Raw genomic sequence first — 18,181 nt, forward strand, 5'->3', positions numbered from 1 at the left:
AGGTTGGATCTACGATAAAGCGCGGGATCATCGAAATTGCAGATCCAAGATGCCGTTGGATCTACAAAAAAGTGAAGGTTCATCAAAAACGTAGATCCAAAGTAAGGTTGGATCTACGATAAAGCGCGGGATCATCGAAATTGCAGATCCAAGATGCCGTTGGATCTACAAAAAAGTGAAGGTTCATCAAAAACGTAGATCCAAAGTAAGGTTGGATCTACGATAAAGCGCAGGATCATCGAAATTGCAGATCCAAGATGCCGTTGGATCTACAAAAAAGTGAAGGTTCATCAAAAACGCAGATCCAAAGTAAGGTTGGATCTACGATAAAGCACGGGATCATCGAAATTGCAGATCCAAGATGCCGTTGTCCCAGCTTTTGTTGTGACATGGATTGCCGGTTCAAGAGGAACAGCCGACCTTTTGCTTTGGAGCCAAGTTATTCTCAGCCTGCAACTTCCATTTGCGGTTGTGCCGCTCGTTGTATTTACAAACACTAAAGATAAAATGGGTGAATTTTCCAATAGGATTTGGACCAAAATCCTTGCTTGGATTTGTACAACGGTCATCATTGTTTTAAATATATTTTTAATTATTTATATTGCCGTAACAGGCAAGGAGTTGGGATAGTAATATTAGGGCACACTGTCAGTCTATTCTTATGTTCAATTTCTACGCTAGTAAGAGATCTCAAGTAGCCCATTTAGATAACTAGTGACCAAAGAGGTTTCTCAACTCCTGGAGAAAAGAAAAAAGAAGGTTACTTTAGATGACCTTATTCACAGCATTCTTATATTGCTCGTACCATTTTTCCCATTCTTGTTTTCTAGACTCTATCACTCGCCCATCTAGTAAAGCTTGAATCACATCAAGACATACATGCCAGCCTGCAAGGTCTCGCGGAGTATGCTCTGTGATTGTTTGGAGCTTTTCCTTCATGATACAAAAACATCCTGCAGATTCTTCGTATAACTCAAAGCGAACCAAATCATCCGCCCATGTAAATTCTAAAACAGACTTGGGGGAATAGTCGGTGATGGTCATTTTCTCATATGTCCCATCTTGCATATCGAACTGAATGATGCCCCCTTCACGGAGTTCTTCAATGGCTAACTCTGGAAACCAAAGCTTTAATTTTTCATTTTCCGTCAGCATCGCCCACACCCTTTCCACAGGATGTTTGAAATGGCGCTCGAATCGAGCCATATACCCATCATCAACTTGCTTAATTGTCGCGATCATGTCTAAACCTACCTTCTTGATTTTTTTCAATGTTTCGGCCTACCAAACCATTGATTCTAATGGACCTGGATATGCCCTCTTTACTTTATATAAAGTATGATGCCCTCAGCATATCACAGAAATTCTAAGGATCCCTCAATGGCGTGCAAAAAAGTGATAATCAGGAGTTCGGCTTCAACCCGTATTCTTGCCGGGGAATTTCTGCATATACTGCCTTCTTGTCCATGTTCAAGCACAGCTTTAATAATAAAAGCAAGTGGAAAGAAAAAAACTACTTTTCCCCACTTGCTTTATTTCAGATATTTTTTAAACGACGTTTAAATTGGTGCCGGTTTATCTGTAACTTCTGGTTGTACGAGCGAATGTCGTTCCCAAGCTCGGCTGCGCCAACGGAAGAAGAAGATGAAAGCTCGTGTCCACTCATCTGCTGCAATGGCTAACCAAATGCCCGCAAGGCCCATATCTAAATGAAACACTAAAAAATACCCCAGTGGCAAGCTCATGAGAATCATCGAAAAAGAGCCAATAAAGAGTGGATATTTTGCATCTCCTGAAGCACGTAAAGAATTGACAAGTACCATATTGATCGAGCGACCTGTTTCAAGGACAATGCTAAGCAATAATACAGATGCACCTAACGCAATGATCTGAGGATTATCCGTAAACACACCCATTAAAGATTTACGGAAAATCATCACCCATAACACCATTCCAAAGGTAATGCCTGCCGACCACTTTACACTGCTCCATACCCTTGTATAGGCTAGATCCTTTTCATTGCCCCCGACTAATCGACCAACGATGATAGAAGTACCCATGCCGATCGCAATCGCAAATAAATAGGTGAACATGGAAATATTCATCGCATACTGCCGGGCTGCTAATGACTCGGCGCCAAGGAATGTCGCATAGTAAAGAAACATCAGTTGACAGCCTTGGTACATGACTTGTTCAAAAGCGGATGGAACGCCAATTCTTAAAATCTTCATCACGTATTCTTTCGATAATGTCATGTAATATTTAATCTTAATCCGTACATCCAAAGCCTGATACAAGAGCCAAAAGAATACAATAAGGGCAAGAAAACGACTGACAACGGATGAAATAGCCGCTCCTTGTACTCCTAATTCAGGGAAACCAAATTTTCCAAAGATCAATACATAGTTACCGGCAATATGGATAATATTCATCCCTAACGATACAAGCATTGCTTGCTTCGTCCATCCATGTACGCGGACAATCGCTGCTAATGAATTAATGATAGCTTGAAGGAAAATCGCTCCTCCAACAATACCCAAATAATGCGTGGCATAATAAAGAACATCACCCTGTAAATTCATCGCCGTCATCATATGTTTAGAAAAAATAAGAAAACCGACGCTAATGGCGATCCCTACCAGCAAGTTTAGCGTGACCGCCAACGCGGAAATTTTAGCTGCTTCTTTATATCTTTTTGAACCGAGATATTGAGAGACGACAATGGCCGCCCCATTCCCGACGACTTCTAAGATTAGAATGGCAATTTGCAAATACTGATTCGCTGCCCCTACACCGGAGACAGCATCATCTGATAACGAACTCAACATTAACGTATCTGCAATCCCCATAAACATAAATAAAAAGACCTCTAAAAAAATGGGCCAAGTAAGATGCAATAAATGAAGTTGTTTCTCGTTCGTATGTGTTCCTTTCATTGTCATCCGCCCTCCTTTTTCATAATCAAACAAAAGGTATCTTACCACCAAAAGAGGCGGTTGACTAGAGGGGAATTTATTCTTTTGAATAAAAATTTTTTATTTCTGGCAAAACCGATCGTTTTAATACCTCCAGCATAGTAGAAACTTGGTCAAAAACTAATTTATCATGCTAAATGAACCGCAAACAAATAATTTTAGTAAAAATGGTTCTTTACAAATCGGAGCCACTAAGGTGTAATTTATATACAACATTTTCATAGGGGGTAAATATCGTTGTCTCCATACTTATTTGCAATCGCTTCGATCATCGCAGTGCTAAGCATTATCATCACGTTCAAAATTCACTTGGATAAGCTAAAGATGAATCCTGAAAAACAGGCAGAAATACAAACGAAATTTTTTATAGGAGTGGCGATATGTGAGGTCATTCCACTCATATTAGTGGTTAGCGGGTTTGCAACCATGCAACTTGTGCAAGAATTGAGTGAGTTATTCGTACCTTTTATCATCATTCTCTTCACCATTTTAATCGGACCTAGCTTTATCCTTCTTCAAACAAAGGTCGATGTGACTGAAGATATTAAAAACCTTGTGATGACATTTGCTATGATTGGTCTTTCTTTAGCTATGAGTATTCCTATTGTTTCATTGGTCGGCTTATTTGTGCAAATGCCTCAATGAATACTCCCGCCACTTAATTTCTACGAAATTTGAAGTGGGGGTTTCTGTGGTATCGACTTCAAGCGCCGATCAACAGTGGAGTTGACACATGAGAGGGAGTCCTCTTGGCTGGAATGATAGAAAAAGCAGGTGAGATAGCATCTACCCGCTTTTTTGTCATTTTAACATAAAATTTTTAAATCAATCAGTTTTCCCTTTTCTGAAATAGGAAAGCAATCAAAGCTCAAGGAATAGCAGACCTACAGGACCCAGCATCCAGATAATTAAAGGAATACTCTTCCCTTCCTTTTGATCCTCTGTATGATCAAGATCTTTTGGTATACCTTCTCTTTCGTTCTCTTTTTCTATTAGACTGATCTTATCTGTCGGAATTTCCCCATCACCTAATATTTCTAAATCTTTCTGTCCTGCATGAATTGTATTCGTTCGATTGCAGATGTTTGTCGATAATGTATCGCTATCATACATGTCCGTGTCCGACGTAAATGCGTAAACTATATACTCCTGTCCCTTTGCAAAATCAAACCCACAATCTCCACCAAATGATGACTTGTGATTCCTTTACACCCTTCCAAATATGATGTACCTGAAGTAAAACTGATTTGTACCTATATCCCGATGTGTTCACTTTCTCTTTTATATTTATAACCTCTCCTGAAAAGACAGCTTTTGATTGTTCAAGTTCCTCTTCTACCCCTGGTAACTTCGCACAAGAACAAGCCTGCACTGGAATCGGCGAGCCATATATAAAAGGCGAGCTAAACAGAACAAACATCAGCAAAAACAGGCTCATTTTTTTCAAAATTTCCTCCCCTTTTAATGATCTTGTTGTTACCATTAAACAAAAACGATTAATATCCTGCTTTTCGTTTTCAGTCTGAGAGGAAAACAAATGAAAATCTTAACCTTGTGAAGTGATTCTCTCCTCCCTTTCTTGAAAATCAACATCTTGATAGTAGGTATTCTTCACGAGCAAATTAGGCCCCAAACATTGGACAGCTGGACAATGACAATTCAGTGATTTTGCCGTTTTCGTCTTCTTCCATCTATCATAGGCTTCTAATAAGGAAGTGGTTTGTACATTTCCTAGCGATGGTTCATCTCCAAAGTCCGTTACAATGATCTCACCATTAAATATATTCACATTCAGCCGTGAACGCCCATCTGGATCATTTCTGACCGTCACATTTTGGGATTGATATAATCGTTTTAATAACGTAAGGTCTTCCTCTGAACCACTACATGGATAGAAAGGAAGGGTCCCAAACATCATCCAAATCGATGGATCGTGGTGATCTAATAGACGCTCAATTGCTTTTCTCATTTCAGCTAAAGTTAATGTTTCTAGTTTACTAGCGAAATCAACTGGGTACATGGGATGGATTTCATGGCGTGCACAGCCCATCTCCACTACTTCTTGATGGATTTTCTCGAGATAAGGAAAGGTCCGTTTATTTAACATGGTTTCCGCGGCAACCAACACTCCCGCCTCAGAAAGTGCCCTAGCATTGTCAAACATACGCTTTAAAAATTGGCCGCGATTTTCCCTAGAGGGCTTTCGATCCATATTCGCAAAACCAATGTCGATAAATTCATCTTCCGTCCCCCAGTTATGAGAAATATGCATCACATCTAAGTAGGGAATAATCGATTCATAACGGCTAAAGGGTAGAGTTAAATTTGAATTTACTTGCGTCCTCACTCCCCGATTATGCGCATATTCCAAAAGAGGCTTTACATATTCCCTCACCGACTTTTTCGACATCATGGGCTCCCCACCTGTAATACTTAGGGTTCGTAGATGAGGAATTTCATCGAGGCGTTTTAATAGCAATTCGATTGGCAAGGCATCCGGATCACGATCTTGCAATGTGTATCCAACTGCACAATGGGCACATCGCATATTACATAGCGTCGTCGTTGTGAATTCAATATTGGATAACACCATCTCTCCAAATTCATTCACATCCATATAAGCTTCCCAAGGATCATAGGCAGCTGTAATGGGTTGTAATTTTTCCTTTATATTCATTGGTTACATCCTTTCCATACACAAGCGACTATTCCCCATAGCCGCTTAAAAAGTTGATCATTCTCTTCACACTAATCTTTATTCATGGCGATCTAAAATTTATCCTCCTTCCCCATTTTAATGGGGCACTCTTTTTTGAAAAATACTTTGGACAACATGAGCGACACCTGTATGTCCCTGACCTTCGATTCTCTCAACCTCTCCAATATAAAAGTGTTGAATGAAATAATCTGGAAAATTCCCTAATAGTATGCCGGGGTTACAAAGATTATCGACTTCCTTAGGGCCACCTGTTTCATATTTGATCTGTTCTTTTGTGTACAATTCGCTCACATAAAAACCGCCGGGCTTTAATGCCTTCCGAATCCCCTCCATTGTTCTTTCAAAAATAGGTGGCGGAAAATGCCCAAATATATGTATAATCGCATCCCATTCTTCTTCTCCCCAAACGACATCAGCCAAATCATGCAATTCCGTCTTAACGACTACACCACGGTCTCTAGCCAATTTCTTCGTCTTTTCAATTCCAGATGGGGCAAAGTCCCACGCGGTTACATCATACCCTTTGGAAGCGAGAAATACCGAATTCCGTCCCTCTCCCTCGGCAATACAAAGAATTTTCCCCTTAGGTAATTGCTGTTCCGCCTGTACTAAGAACAAATTAGGCTCTTTACCATAAAAATACTCATCCCCTAAAAAGCGTTCATGCCATTTTGAATTCATTTCATGGGCCTCCTTTTTTACGTGACTCTATTTTAACATATACGAAGACAAGGCTTTTTCGGAAATATAGGTAATTATTTTTCTTGCCTTTTTCGGAAATATGTACTAAACTATAAATCATTGAACCTTTCAAAAAATTAATATGTTTCTTTTCTTATCCAGAGAGACGGAGGGATTTGGCCCTTTGAAGTCTCAGCAACCGGCCTTTTTAGGCAATGGTGCTAACTCCAATAGGTTTTTTTAACCTAGAAGATAAGAAGTTCGTTTTCAATTATGGAGACCTTCTTACCTGGGAAGGTCTTTTATTTTTACTATTTTTAGAAAAGGATGAACACGATGCCAGTCAATGATATTGAAACAAAGCTAGCGCAACTAGGAAACCGAACAGATGAAAAAACGGGCGCAATCAATCTACCTATTTATTTATCGACTGCTTTTGAACATCAAGGACTCGGTCTTTCCACAGGATATGATTACTCAAGGACGAAAAATCCTACCCGCTCTGTATTAGAAGAAGGGATGGCTAATCTCGAATCTGGTGATGCCGGATTCGCTTGTAGTTCGGGGATGGCAGCCATTCAGCTAGTCCTTTCCCTATTCCGGTCAAACGACGAAATAATTGCATGTGCCGATTTATACGGTGGCACCTATCGCTTACTTAAACAATACGAGGAATCTTATCAAATTCGTACGGTTTATTCTGAGTTTAACAATATCAACGAAACGGAGAAATTAATCACACCGCAAACCAAAGCTTTGCTAATCGAGACACCAACAAATCCACTCATGCAAGAAATTGATATTGAACAATACGGGAAACTTGCTAAGAAACACCAACTATTACTAATCGTAGATAATACTTTCTTAACGCCATACTATCAACGTCCACTCGAATTAGGAGCTGATATTGTTGTCCATAGTGCGACCAAGTATATCGGAGGACATAATGATGTGGTGGCTGGGATTGTAGTAGCGAAAGGCGAAGAAATTTGCGAACGACTTGCTAACAATCATAATGCGGCAGGAGCGATATTATCGCCACTTGATTCTTGGTTACTCGTGAGAGGCTTAAAAACCCTTCATCTCAGAATGGAAAAACATACAGAAAATGCAAAAGAAATCGTCAAATACCTAGAAAGTGAGCCTTTTATTACAGATGTGCTTTACGCCGGAAAAGGTGGGATGATCTCTTTCCGAATTAAGGATAGCGAGTGGGTCGACCCATTTCTGCAAAATTTACAGCTCATTGCTTTTGCAGAAAGTCTAGGAGGGGTTGAAAGTTTCATTACTTATCCAACAACTCAAACCCATGCGGATATTCCCCGGGAAGAGCGAATTAAAAGGGGAGTATGTGAGCGATTATTACGCTTTTCTGTTGGTGTTGAAAAAGCGGACGATCTGATCGCTGATGTGAAACAGGCTTTTAAAGCAGCGAGTCAATCACTTATAAATAGATAATTTATATATAAAAATAAGGGGACAGCCTTCCTTCTCGCTGTCCTCTTTTTTGCACCTTTTCTCGCAAAAACGGGGACGGCAACCCCTCTCGCTGTACTCCTTTTTACACTTTCTTACAAAAACAGGGACGGCAACCATTCTCGCTGTCCCCTTTTTACACTTTCTCGCAAAAACGGGGACGGCCACCATTCTCGCTGTAACCCTTTTTACACTTTCTTACAAAAACGGGGACGGCAACCTTTCTCGCCGTACCCCTTTTTACACTTTCTCGCAAAAACAGGGACGGCCACCTTTCTCGCTGTACCCCTTTTTACACTTTCTTACAAAAACGGGGACGGCCACCTTTCTCGCTGTAACCCTTTTTACACTTTCTTACAAAAACAGGGACGGCAACCCCTCTCGCTGTACCCCTTTTTACACTTTCTTACAAAAACAGGGACGGCCACCTTTCTCGCTGTACCCCTTTTTACACTTTCTCACAAAAACGGGGACGGCCACCTTTCTCGCTGTCCTCCTTTTTACACTTTCTCGCAAAAACGGGGACGGCCACCTTTCTCGCTGTAACCCTTTTTACACTTTCCCGCAAAAACAGGGACGGCCACCTTTCTCGCCGTAACCCTTTTTACACTTTCTCGCAAAAACGAGGACGGCCACCTTTCTCGCTGTAACCCTTTTTACACTTTCCCGCAAAAACAGGGACGGCCACCTTTCTCGCTGTAACCCTTTTTACACTTTCCCGCAAAAACAGGGACGGCCACCTTTCTCGCCGTAACCCTTTTTACACTTTCTCGCAAAAACGGGGACGGCCACCTTTCTCGCTGTATCCCTTTTTACACTTTCTCCAAAAACGGGGACGGCCACCTTTCTCGCTGTATCCCTTTTTACACTTTCTCCAAAAACGGGGACGGCCATATAGACAAAAAGATGCGAAAAGCTATACCTTAGCTGTTCGCATCTCCTTTCTTCTATTCTTCAGCAGGAAGGCCCATTTCCTCCTGGACAACGGTGACAATCCGATTTGAGAATGCCTCACTATCTTCTTCTGTTGCAGCCTCTACCATGACCCGTACCAGCGGCTCAGTACCAGATGGACGGACAAGGATACGACCATTTCCATTCATTTCTGCCTCTGTCTCTGCTATGACTGCTTTAACCTTTTCATTATCGGTCACATGATGTTTATCCTTCACTCGCACATTAATCAGTGTTTGTGGAAACTTCTGCATACCCTTTGCTAATTCTGACAATGGTTTCCCTGTCAGCTTCATAATGTTCACAAGCTGAAGACCGGTTAAAAGGCCATCACCTGTTGTATTATAATCTAGAAAAATGATATGACCTGATTGTTCTCCACCCAAATTATAGCCATTCTTTTTCATTTCCTCTACTACATAACGGTCACCAACAGCTGTTTGGACGCTCTGGATCCCCAGCTCTTCCAGCCCCTTATAGAAGCCTAGGTTGCTCATAACGGTTGAAACAACGGTAGACTGCTGCAAGCGTGCTTCCGCTTGTAAATGCTTGGCACAGATATAAAGAATATAATCCCCGTCTACAACCTGTCCATTTTCATCAATCGCAATAATTCGATCACCATCCCCATCAAATGCAAGCCCGATATCTGCTCCTTTCTCCTTTACAAAGGCACTAAGAGCTTCTGGATGGGTTGAGCCTACTCCATCATTGATATTAAGTCCATCCGGAGATGAACCCATTGTTGAAATATCAGCATCCAGGTCTGCAAACAAATGAGTAGCAAGAGAGGATGTCGAACCATTCGCACAATCTAATGCAATATGTATATCCGTAAAATCTTCATCCACAGACTGTTTCAGGAACTGCAAATACTTTTGCCCACCTTCAAAGTAGTCATTGACAACCCCCAATGCAGCTCCAGTAGGACGAGGTAGGTCATCCCCCGCATCTAATAATTGCTCAATTTCATTCTCTTGTTCATCTGATAACTTGAATCCATCTGGACCAAAAAATTTGATGCCATTATCGGCAACAGGATTATGAGAGGCAGAAATCATGATTCCCGCCTGCGCTCCTAATACTTTTGTCAAATAGGCTACTCCGGGCGTCGTAATAACACCTAGACGCATAACCTCCGCACCAATCGATAATAATCCAGATACAAGGGCACCTTCTAGCATATGACCTGAAACCCGGGTATCTCTACCAATGAGAATTTTAGGGCGTTCCGTTTGGTTAGCCAAAACATAGCCTCCAAATCTTCCCAACTTAAATGCTAATTCTGGCGTAAGTTCACTATTTGCAATCCCTCTTACTCCATCCGTTCCAAAATATTTACCCATTCTAATTCTCGCTCCTTCTTAAGAAAATGGTTTAACCATTTTCTTTATCTCTTATTCGCACTTTTACTGTTTTTTGTGATAGTTCGCATTTTACGTTTTCAGGTGCTTCAACCGCAAGTTCCACATCATGAGTTCCCGAGCTAAGACCAGCTAAATCCATGATGACATGAAACTGTCCTTTTTTAACGTCCTTTACATCCTTTTCCTCACCAAACACTTTCAATGCTACCGAATCTGTAGCCGGTGATAAAAACTCAAATTCCATCCCCGCATTCAGGCCTTTTTCCTCAATGGGTATTCCGTCTAAAGTCTTTTCATGCTGCTGTTTATCCGCTGTTACTTTGACCGTTATATTTTCAGGAGTAATTTTATTGACACCTGTAGGCCGCTCAATAGGAACTTCGATTTCGGTATCTTCATGGATATTACTAATATCCACAGATACCTCTAGCTCGTCTATCTCTTTTAAAACCTCAGTTGTCCCAAATATCATCACTTCAGGCGTGACGGTGCTTACAGCTTTAATATCGATCCCCTTAGGAGCTTCCCCTTCTTTATTAATCTTGATGGGGACATTTTTCCTTGGATTCGTAATGGGAATCGTCACAGCAACTGTTTCAGGCTCTACACTCGCACTTAGTTTATTCAAATCTCGATCAAGTACGGTGACACGCGCTTCTCTTTTTATTGTATCGTTAATCAGGCCGCTCGCATCAATTGTCGCTTTTACATACATGATCCTTTCAATAACATCCTTTGCCCCCGTGACTTTTACGGTTTTTGGCTCTACTTCCGGTTGTTCTGCTTCAAAGCCTTCAGCCAAAATACTCCGGTTAAATTCGGCCTCGACTCTGAAATCTTTTGTAACCTTCTCTTGTAAATTCACTTCCGTATAAGATGGTTCAACTGCCACCTTTAATTTATCAGAAATATCCTTATATAAAATCGGAACGCGATGTTTCCCAATTTCTAAATCTGATAGATCCACATAAATTGTAAAGTCCCGCTGCCTTTTTGCAGCCTCGACAAACCTTCTTTGTCCTTCCAATTTTACTTCAACTGTTTCCGGTACACCAGAAACAACTAGATTTTCGGAGTCATAATACACTTCAACAGGGACATCGGCAATGGTATCGATATCGCTATTCTCCATGCTATTAGGTGTAGAACTTTTATTTTTACCTCCGATATCATTAGCTGTCACAAAAAGGAAAATAGCTAGCAACAAAGCGATAATTCGAACAAACCAAGGGTTTTCCATAAAATTATCCATTCTTTGTCTTCTCCCTTCTCTTCCAGATTGATGGGGAGGATGGCTTAGTTTTAGGATCATCAATAAGCTCATTCGTTAAAATTTCCTTGAATTTTTCATTCGATAAATCACGAAGAAGCTCACCGTTTTTTGTCACAGATACATCACCCGTTTCTTCTGAAACAACAATGGTTAAACTATCTGTAACCTCGCTAATCCCTAGTGCTGCCCTGTGTCTCGTTCCTAGTTCTTTAGAGATAAACGGACTTTCCGATAGGGGCAAGTAACAAGCTGCCGCGGCAATCTTTGTTTTTTGTATGATCACTGCCCCATCATGCAGAGGGGTGTTCGGAATAAAGATATTAATTAATAATTCATGAGTCAAGTTAGAATTCATTGGTATTCCCGTCTCGATATAATCTCCCATGCCTGTTTCCTTTTCAATCGAAATCAGGGCACCAATTCGCCTTTTCGCCATATAATTGGTTGCATTTATAATGGCATCGACTCGATGCTTTTGTTCTTCCTCCTCTTGGATTCCACTCCTAGCAAAAAACTTCCCACGTCCTAATTGTTCTAAGGCACGTCTTAACTCAGGTTGAAAAATAATAATGATTGCTAGAAATCCCCACGTAATCACCTGTTCCATCATCAAACTTAATGTATTTAAATGGAAAAAATCACTAAGTAATTTCACAATAATAATAACAAAAATACCTTTAAGTAGCTGAACAGCTTTTGTTCCTCGTATAACCATGATCAATTTATAGACAACAAACCAAACAAGAAAAATATCAACGATTTGCGATACATATTTTAGGATGGGAAGGTCGGCAAACGGCATTATCTTTCCTCCATCTGTTTATTCAAAATGGTGTATATTCTCCATTATACTATGTATTATAACTCATACATTATAACATACATTATTTACTAATCACCATTATACACATCGTGATCAATCCTATTTTTATTCAGCAAAAAGAATAGGACTGCTGATCCCCCAACAGTCCCGTTTAATCACTTTCAAACAGATGAACAATATTCTTTCCGCCTTGTTTTATTTTGTACCAAAGCCATTCAAATAATTCATTGATTTCTTCCACATCTCCTGTAATTTTTCCAGCAGATGCCATATATTTCTCGCCATTAATGACGGTCACATCACCCTTTACTTCGCCTTCAATTCGAATATCACCATTTTTGACAGTAATATCTCCATCTACAACTTTTCCTTCTGGTACGATGACAGTATTATTTTCGACGACAAGATTAGATTGTTTTGTCACTGAAAACCTTTGGTCATCACTCCACATGCTGAAAACACTTCCAGCCATCAAAACAAGGAATAGTGAGGCTGCAACAAGGATCGGATGATGGCGGAACCAGCGCTTAACACCCGCACTCCCTTTCTCTTTAGGGAGATTAGCCATCACATTTTTAGCAAAATCATTTGAAGGTTGTAAATTCGACGGACTTTGTATATAAGCAACGGTTCTCTTTAGCTCTTGAAAATGTGTTTGACAGCTAGAACATTGCTGTAAATGATTTTTTAAAATTCGCTCCTTCTCGTAAGGCAGGTCACCATCTAAGTAATCATGCATATAGAGAACGATCTCTTCAGGACACGCCTTCAATTTCCTTCTCACCTTTCCTACAAATTGTTCAGCTGTTTACGAAGCGCTTCACGCGCCCGATAGATTCGCGTCTTCACTGTCCCCAGCGGCATTTCTAAAACTTCACTTATCTCATTCAGTGAAAGGTCATCAATATATCTTAAGAGAACGACGATCCTATATTTATCCGGTAATCTCATAATTTCCCGTTGAACAAGCTCTTGAAGTTCAAGAGTTTCCACTTCAGAATCAGGAGATTTTCCTTCAGCCGCAATTTGTGAATACATGGTCAGGCCTTCCGTTCCTGCCACTTCTGCATCAAGAAAATAATCAGGCTTCTTTTTGCGAATTCGGTCAATACAAAGATTTGTGGCAATCCGATATAACCATGTTGAAAATTTTTTCTTTTGATCGAAGCTATGAATATTAATATACGCTCGGACAAAAGCCTCCTGAGCGATATCCTCTGCTTCATGCCGATTTCCCAACATTCGATAACATAACTGGAATACCTTATCTTTAAATAATTCTACGATTTCGCCAAATGCTTCCCGATCACCTTTTAAAACCTCTTTGATCCGTTGGTTGATAATCAAATCCATCCCTAATTTACCCCCCGCTCATGCGGTTATCCATGTATACGTATCGTGCAAAAAAAAGTTTCAAAATAAAAAAGAAAAAATACCTTTTTCCACATTTATTAAAAATATAGGCACACATTATCCTTATAGTACCAAATTTCTCGCTACTTGTTTAATTTTATCTGAAATTGGGAATACAAGAAACAACAAGAAACGAATGGGAAGGTGATACATATGGGAAGGAGATCGGAATTACTCAATAAAATTGAACAACAAAGACAACAGATGATTGAACTCGGTTTGACCTTTTCCTTCGCAGACGAACGGGTTGTTCATGTTAGTGATCAATTGGACAAGCTTCTCAATAAATATCACGCTCTTACAACAAATATAGACGAGTAACAATCCACCGGAAGATTGTTGCTCGTCTACTTTTTATATAAGCTAAAATTTTTTAGGAAATTAAAAAAGCCTTGAATTCCTCAAGACGCATTAAATGGTGAGCCATGCAGGATTCGAACCTGCGACCCTCTGATTAAAAGTCAGATGCTCTACCAACTGAGCTAATGGCTCATGGCTGGGCTAGCTGGATTCGAACCAACGAATGACGGAGTCAAAGTCCGTTGCCTTACCACTTGGCTATAGCCCAACGATGATATATGTATCTTACCCATGCGGATAAAAAATATTCATGAAATAAAAAAATGGTGGTGGGGGACGGATTCGAACCGCCGAACCCTGAGGGAGCGGATTTACAGTCCGCCGCGTTTAGCCACTTCGCTACCCCACCAAAATATATGTCTACTTATTTATAGAAACAACAACTTGTCCACTAAATAAGAGTGGAGGATGACGGGTTCGAACCGCCGACCCTCTGCTTGTAAGGCAGATGCTCTCCCAGCTGAGCTAATCCTCCATGTTAAAATTGCGATGAGCGGCGCATGACTGCGTCAACTCTCTCGATCAGTCGGTCACGTATCTAATGTACGCTCGCTCCTTCTCTCTTTCGTTTCCTTGTCCTGCTTGCTCCTCCCAATTTTAACGGGAGGTGCGATGAGCGGCGCATGACTGCGTCAACTCATTCAATTATTCAGAAGTTGCAATTTTTTAAGATGGTGACCCCTACGGGATTCGAACCCGTGTTACCGCCGTGAAAGGGCGGTGTCTTAACCGCTTGACCAAGGGGCCTATTCTTTGAAATTTGCAGACAGGCTTTTTACGACCCAAAAAAGAGTATAGTGGAAAGTGAGAATATAGTCAAGCAGAAAAAGGAAATTTTTATTTTCAAAAAATGGGTAAGTGGATTTCTATGAGATTCAATCCGATTCTTCCCAATTATAAATCAAAAAAGAAACTATAAAAGTGAATTGATCCTCCTTAAAGCCTACACTAAGACAAGGACATGATTTTTTCAGGTCATATCCTTGAACTCATAATGGAGGATCCCTTTCTCTCTTTTACGGGCTTATTTCCCCAGTGTTTTCCGGTTTATTCGTAACCCCAAGAACATCTAATAGGAAAACAAACACGGGAATTCCAACGATCAAGCCCCACACCCCAAAGAAATTTTGCGAAAAGATTAAAACAACAAAGGTGTAGAAAACAGGTAAATCCGTTTTGGCTGACATTAATTTCGGATTTAATATATAGGCTTCTATCATATGGATTACCGTAATCACAGCCACAACATACACAACATTTATCAAGCCGCCAATTGTATAAGCAATAATACAAAGCGGTATGAGAGAGATAATCACCCCAGCAACCGGAATAAGACCAAGAATAAACACCATAATCGCTAAGGCGAATAATTGCGGAAAGCCCATAATTGCTAGTGCTATAACGGTTAAAAAGCAGTTGATAAGCGCGATAATAAATTGCGCTTCGATAACTTTTCCGAACGTACTTGTAAACTTCTTAGCAAAAAATTCAATTTCATAATAAAATGGAGCGATTTTGCTTCCCTTAAACTTGGCCGTAAATTCCTTTAAACGCGGTTTTTCCAATAGAAAAAATAAGCTCAAGATTAAAGCAATCACAACTTGAACACTTGTTTTACTAATATCCGTAAATGATTTAATCAGAAAGGAAAATCCATTTTCTAAGTATGCCGCAATTTGGTTTTCTGAGATGATCTGTTGAATATAGTTTAAAATCATATTGTCATGCGGCTGCGTGTAAAAGCTATTAATTTGTTTAATCAAAGTCGTAATTTCGGAAGTAATAATTGGGAAATATTTAACAAGTCCAAACGTTAGTAACCCTACAATAATCGTATAGGTGATTAAAACTAAGATCCACCGTGGTACCGGCAACCGTTTCACGATAAATTCAATAAGCTGATTCATTAAAAAGGAAAAAATGAATGTTAGTAAAATTAAGTTGATCATACTCCTCATACTATATAGGACCAAGATAATGAGTCCGAAAATAATCAAACGTTTCGTACTTTTCCTGCGAAAAAGGCCAGCTATATCCATCTAGGTCATTTCTCCTTACTGGTAGAATACTTTCCTTACTTTCATTATCATCTATCAATGATTAGAAACATTATACCATTTATTTCGAATATTTATATCGTTCTGCCTCCATGTATTTGTACCGTCAAAATGAGCAAAACAAATTTCCAAATAAAAACAGCGATCTACCGTCAAAATGTCGGCAAGACTACAACTTCAAAAGAAAAAAGCGACCCTTGGCCCCTCCAAGAATCGCTTCATATCAACGCTTGTAAGCTAAGCTTCCAACCGGGCTTGAACCGGTGACCTCATCCTTACCATGGATGCACTCTACCAACTGAGCTATGGAAGCATGGCTCCGCAGGTAGGATTCGAACCTACGACCGATCGGTTAACAGCCGATAGCTCTACCACTGAGCTACTGCGGAATAAGTTTATCAATAGACATATTTTATTATAACCCATTTTATATTTTTTTCAACCCTTTTTATTTTTCCAATTCATCACATTTGTAATCATATCGGTCGACTTCTTATGCATAGATTAAATAATGGACGGGCATGAGGAGGAGAGAAAATGAATTTCTTTTTAGCAGTAAATGGTCGAAGAGTAAAGCAAGGAATGTTTGTTGTCTTGATCTCATTTTTTACAGCCCTATTATTTTTCTCCCAGTCCTCTTTATATATTCCTGTTTTTAGCACAAAGGACGGTCCAAAGGCGATATATAAGGGGGATAAAGGGATTGGTTTAACCTTTAATATTGGTTGGGGGGATGTACAAGCTGAGCCAATTTTGGACGTATTAGAGGAGAAAGAAGTAAGGTCTGCCACCTTTTTCTTATCGGGGGCCTGGGCAGAAAAGCACCCTGACACTGTCAAGCGAATTGTCGATTTAGGCTATGAAATAGGAAGCCTTGGCTATGCTTATGAAGATTATACTGAATTGGACGACGAAAAAGTAAGAGGAGATATTTTAAAATCGATTGAGATTTTGAAAAAGCAGGACATTAAAGAGATTACACTCCTGCGTTCCCCAACAGGCCATTTTGATGAACGCACACTGAAAATAGCGGACCAGTTAGGATTAACCGTCATACATTGGAGTGTGAATTCACAAGACTGGAAGAACCCAGGAACAAAAGAAATCATCGAGAATGTTAAAAAGGCCAAAAAAGGAGACATCATCCTAATGCATGCTTCAGATGCAGCAACACAAACAGCTGAAGCTTTGCCTGAAATCATATCGATCTTAAAGGGAAAAGATGAGTTAGTAAACCTATCCGTCCTAATTACCAACGGCAATGTCAAAACAAAACTCGTTCCATAAGAAGTATCAAAAAAGCGAGTCGATTAGCGGCTCGCTTTTTTTGTTTGTTTTTTATGATCTGTCTGGACGTTGTTTTTCTGAGACGACTTTCTTTCACGTTCTTCAGCCGATAATTTATTGTATTTAGGTAACATTAGAATGAGGTAGGCATTACACGCAATCAATGGAAAAATCATTAAATATACCCAACTTACTTCATTCACTCGTAATACTGGTAGCCATTCTAAAATCGTGACAACGACCATAAAAAAAAGCGCCGAGACGAAGGTTGTACGATTCGTCGTTTTTGCCTTAAAGAATGCGACAATTAATGCGGCTACAAGGAGAAATATGGCCAATCCCACATATGGAAGAATACTCTCCCCTTCTCCTGCAAAGGCTTGAAAACGAAAATAAATAAGGTCAAATAAAACAAATACAATCAGTACAAGCTGAACAGCATTCCATAATGAAATGGACCTAAAAATACCTAATCCAAATTGATGAATGAATAAATAAGCAAAAAAACCGACCTGGCTTACAACAGCGAAGATTAAGCCCACACCAACTAGCCAAATAAACGTAGATAAAATGGCGCCTATTTTTACCTCAGTGAAATATGGCTGAAATTCATTCCAGCGAATTAAAAACCCTAAAATTCCTGTTATAATACCACCCAGTAAAAGGGAATTAAATAAAAATTTAATCAGGTTGCGTATCGTCACGTTTAATCCTCCATAACTTGTCCTTATCACACCGATTTTATCAGTCTTCACACAAAAAAGCTATGTTTGGACAGATTGTGCATAAATTCTTC

The 18,181-nt window shown here is 39.9% G+C and carries 18 protein-coding genes, 7 tRNA genes and 1 riboswitch; of the genes, 5 read left to right on the plus strand and 20 right to left on the minus strand.

The genetic code is table 11. The annotated features are described in order from the left end of the window. Positions 1 to 348 precede the first annotated feature (348 nt). The gene (locus tag KI363_RS16385) at positions 349 to 630 is read left to right on the plus strand and encodes a divalent metal cation transporter (RefSeq protein WP_212966998.1); all 282 of its coding nucleotides are present in this window, start codon (positions 349 to 351) and stop codon (positions 628 to 630) included. 135 nt (positions 631 to 765) lie between these two features. Here the strand turns inward: KI363_RS16385 and KI363_RS16390 are convergent, their stop codons facing one another. Both KI363_RS16390 and KI363_RS16395 read right to left on the minus strand, forming a co-directional pair. Beyond that, complete coding sequence (locus tag KI363_RS16390; protein ID WP_212967027.1) at positions 766 to 1,242, minus strand: SRPBCC family protein; 477 nt, start codon at positions 1,240 to 1,242, stop codon at positions 766 to 768. Between the two features lie 317 nt (positions 1,243 to 1,559). Next, positions 1,560 to 2,942: an MATE family efflux transporter gene (locus KI363_RS16395; RefSeq protein WP_212966999.1), complete on the minus strand. Its 1,383-nt coding sequence runs from the start codon at positions 2,940 to 2,942 to the stop codon at positions 1,560 to 1,562. 270 nt (positions 2,943 to 3,212) lie between these two features. On the opposite strand from KI363_RS16395, the gene KI363_RS16400 reads away from it, so the two are divergent. Then, the gene (locus KI363_RS16400) at positions 3,213 to 3,620 is read left to right on the plus strand and encodes a hypothetical protein (RefSeq protein WP_212967000.1); all 408 of its coding nucleotides are present in this window, start codon (positions 3,213 to 3,215) and stop codon (positions 3,618 to 3,620) included. Between the two features lie 216 nt (positions 3,621 to 3,836). On the opposite strand, the gene KI363_RS16405 is transcribed toward KI363_RS16400, so the two are convergent. The 4 genes from KI363_RS16405 to KI363_RS16420 all read right to left on the minus strand — a co-directional run bounded on the left by KI363_RS16405 (position 3,837) and on the right by KI363_RS16420 (position 6,375). Further along, positions 3,837 to 4,088 (minus strand): hypothetical protein, encoded by a 252-nt coding sequence (locus KI363_RS16405; RefSeq protein WP_212967001.1) that lies wholly within the window; start codon positions 4,086 to 4,088, stop codon positions 3,837 to 3,839. 52 nt (positions 4,089 to 4,140) lie between these two features. Then, positions 4,141 to 4,422 (minus strand): hypothetical protein, encoded by a 282-nt coding sequence (locus KI363_RS16410; protein ID WP_212967002.1) that lies wholly within the window; start codon positions 4,420 to 4,422, stop codon positions 4,141 to 4,143. Positions 4,423 to 4,521: 99 nt separating this feature from the next. After that, on the minus strand, positions 4,522 to 5,652 hold the full coding sequence (gene yfkAB / locus KI363_RS16415; protein ID WP_212967003.1) for a radical SAM/CxCxxxxC motif protein YfkAB: 1,131 nt from the start codon (positions 5,650 to 5,652) through the stop codon (positions 4,522 to 4,524). Between the two features lie 117 nt (positions 5,653 to 5,769). Further along, positions 5,770 to 6,375 carry a class I SAM-dependent methyltransferase gene (locus KI363_RS16420; RefSeq protein ID WP_212967004.1) on the minus strand — a complete coding sequence of 202 codons (606 nt, stop codon included), beginning with the start codon at positions 6,373 to 6,375 and terminating at the stop codon, positions 5,770 to 5,772. 151 nt (positions 6,376 to 6,526) lie between these two features. Next, positions 6,527 to 6,634: riboswitch (SAM riboswitch) on the plus strand. 77 nt (positions 6,635 to 6,711) lie between these two features. On the opposite strand from KI363_RS16420, the gene KI363_RS16425 reads away from it, so the two are divergent. After that, positions 6,712 to 7,833 (plus strand): methionine biosynthesis PLP-dependent protein, encoded by a 1,122-nt coding sequence (locus tag KI363_RS16425; protein WP_212967005.1) that lies wholly within the window; start codon positions 6,712 to 6,714, stop codon positions 7,831 to 7,833. Positions 7,834 to 8,798: 965 nt separating this feature from the next. On the opposite strand, the gene glmM is transcribed toward KI363_RS16425, so the two are convergent. From glmM to sigW, 5 genes are all read right to left on the minus strand, one after another. Continuing rightward, positions 8,799 to 10,151 (minus strand): phosphoglucosamine mutase, encoded by a 1,353-nt coding sequence (gene glmM, locus KI363_RS16430; RefSeq protein ID WP_212967006.1) that lies wholly within the window; start codon positions 10,149 to 10,151, stop codon positions 8,799 to 8,801. Positions 10,152 to 10,182: 31 nt separating this feature from the next. Continuing rightward, a complete protein-coding gene (locus KI363_RS16435; RefSeq protein WP_212967007.1) occupies positions 10,183 to 11,424 on the minus strand; it encodes a CdaR family protein in 1,242 nt (413 codons plus the stop codon). Further along, complete coding sequence (gene cdaA, locus KI363_RS16440; RefSeq protein WP_158323543.1) at positions 11,417 to 12,247, minus strand: diadenylate cyclase CdaA; 831 nt, start codon at positions 12,245 to 12,247, stop codon at positions 11,417 to 11,419. Before cdaA ends, KI363_RS16435 begins: the two co-directional genes overlap by 8 nt. 172 nt (positions 12,248 to 12,419) lie before the next feature. Further along, positions 12,420 to 13,040 carry an anti-sigma factor family protein gene (locus KI363_RS16445; protein WP_158323542.1) on the minus strand — a complete coding sequence of 207 codons (621 nt, stop codon included), beginning with the start codon at positions 13,038 to 13,040 and terminating at the stop codon, positions 12,420 to 12,422. Positions 13,041 to 13,057: 17 nt separating this feature from the next. Beyond that, positions 13,058 to 13,621, minus strand: coding sequence for an RNA polymerase sigma factor SigW (gene sigW / locus KI363_RS16450; RefSeq protein ID WP_158323541.1), 564 nt, complete (start codon positions 13,619 to 13,621; stop codon positions 13,058 to 13,060). 213 nt (positions 13,622 to 13,834) lie between these two features. Between sigW and KI363_RS16455 the strand changes: the two genes are divergently transcribed. After that, a complete protein-coding gene (locus KI363_RS16455) occupies positions 13,835 to 14,002 on the plus strand; it encodes an aspartyl-phosphate phosphatase Spo0E family protein (protein WP_158323540.1) in 168 nt (55 codons plus the stop codon). A 95-nt stretch (positions 14,003 to 14,097) separates the two neighbouring features. Here KI363_RS16455 and KI363_RS16460 read toward each other — a convergent pair. The 8 genes from KI363_RS16460 to KI363_RS16495 all read right to left on the minus strand — a co-directional run bounded on the left by KI363_RS16460 (position 14,098) and on the right by KI363_RS16495 (position 16,487). After that, a tRNA-Lys gene (locus KI363_RS16460) sits at positions 14,098 to 14,173 on the minus strand. A gap of 1 nt (position 14,174) precedes the next feature. Beyond that, a tRNA-Gln gene (locus KI363_RS16465) sits at positions 14,175 to 14,249 on the minus strand. A gap of 56 nt (positions 14,250 to 14,305) precedes the next feature. Next, positions 14,306 to 14,390, minus strand: a tRNA-Tyr gene (locus KI363_RS16470). A 53-nt stretch (positions 14,391 to 14,443) separates the two neighbouring features. Next, positions 14,444 to 14,516: transfer RNA gene (locus KI363_RS16475), tRNA-Val, on the minus strand. A 197-nt stretch (positions 14,517 to 14,713) separates the two neighbouring features. After that, positions 14,714 to 14,788, minus strand: a tRNA-Glu gene (locus tag KI363_RS16480). Positions 14,789 to 15,057: 269 nt separating this feature from the next. Beyond that, on the minus strand, positions 15,058 to 16,080 hold the full coding sequence (locus tag KI363_RS16485) for an AI-2E family transporter (protein WP_158323539.1): 1,023 nt from the start codon (positions 16,078 to 16,080) through the stop codon (positions 15,058 to 15,060). 258 nt (positions 16,081 to 16,338) lie between these two features. Continuing rightward, a tRNA-Thr gene (locus KI363_RS16490) sits at positions 16,339 to 16,411 on the minus strand. A 1-nt stretch (position 16,412) separates the two neighbouring features. Continuing rightward, positions 16,413 to 16,487 (minus strand) — tRNA-Asn (locus tag KI363_RS16495). 148 nt (positions 16,488 to 16,635) lie between these two features. On the opposite strand from KI363_RS16495, the gene KI363_RS16500 reads away from it, so the two are divergent. Continuing rightward, a complete protein-coding gene (locus KI363_RS16500; RefSeq protein WP_158323538.1) occupies positions 16,636 to 17,385 on the plus strand; it encodes a polysaccharide deacetylase family protein in 750 nt (249 codons plus the stop codon). 23 nt (positions 17,386 to 17,408) lie between these two features. Here the strand turns inward: KI363_RS16500 and KI363_RS16505 are convergent, their stop codons facing one another. Further along, positions 17,409 to 18,089 (minus strand): KinB-signaling pathway activation protein, encoded by a 681-nt coding sequence (locus KI363_RS16505; protein WP_158323537.1) that lies wholly within the window; start codon positions 18,087 to 18,089, stop codon positions 17,409 to 17,411. Positions 18,090 to 18,181: the final 92 nt, after the last annotated feature.

Origin of the sequence: Lederbergia ruris (genome assembly GCF_018332955.1) — a bacterium.
GTDB classification, from domain to species: domain Bacteria; phylum Bacillota; class Bacilli; order Bacillales; family Bacillaceae_C; genus Lederbergia; species Lederbergia ruris.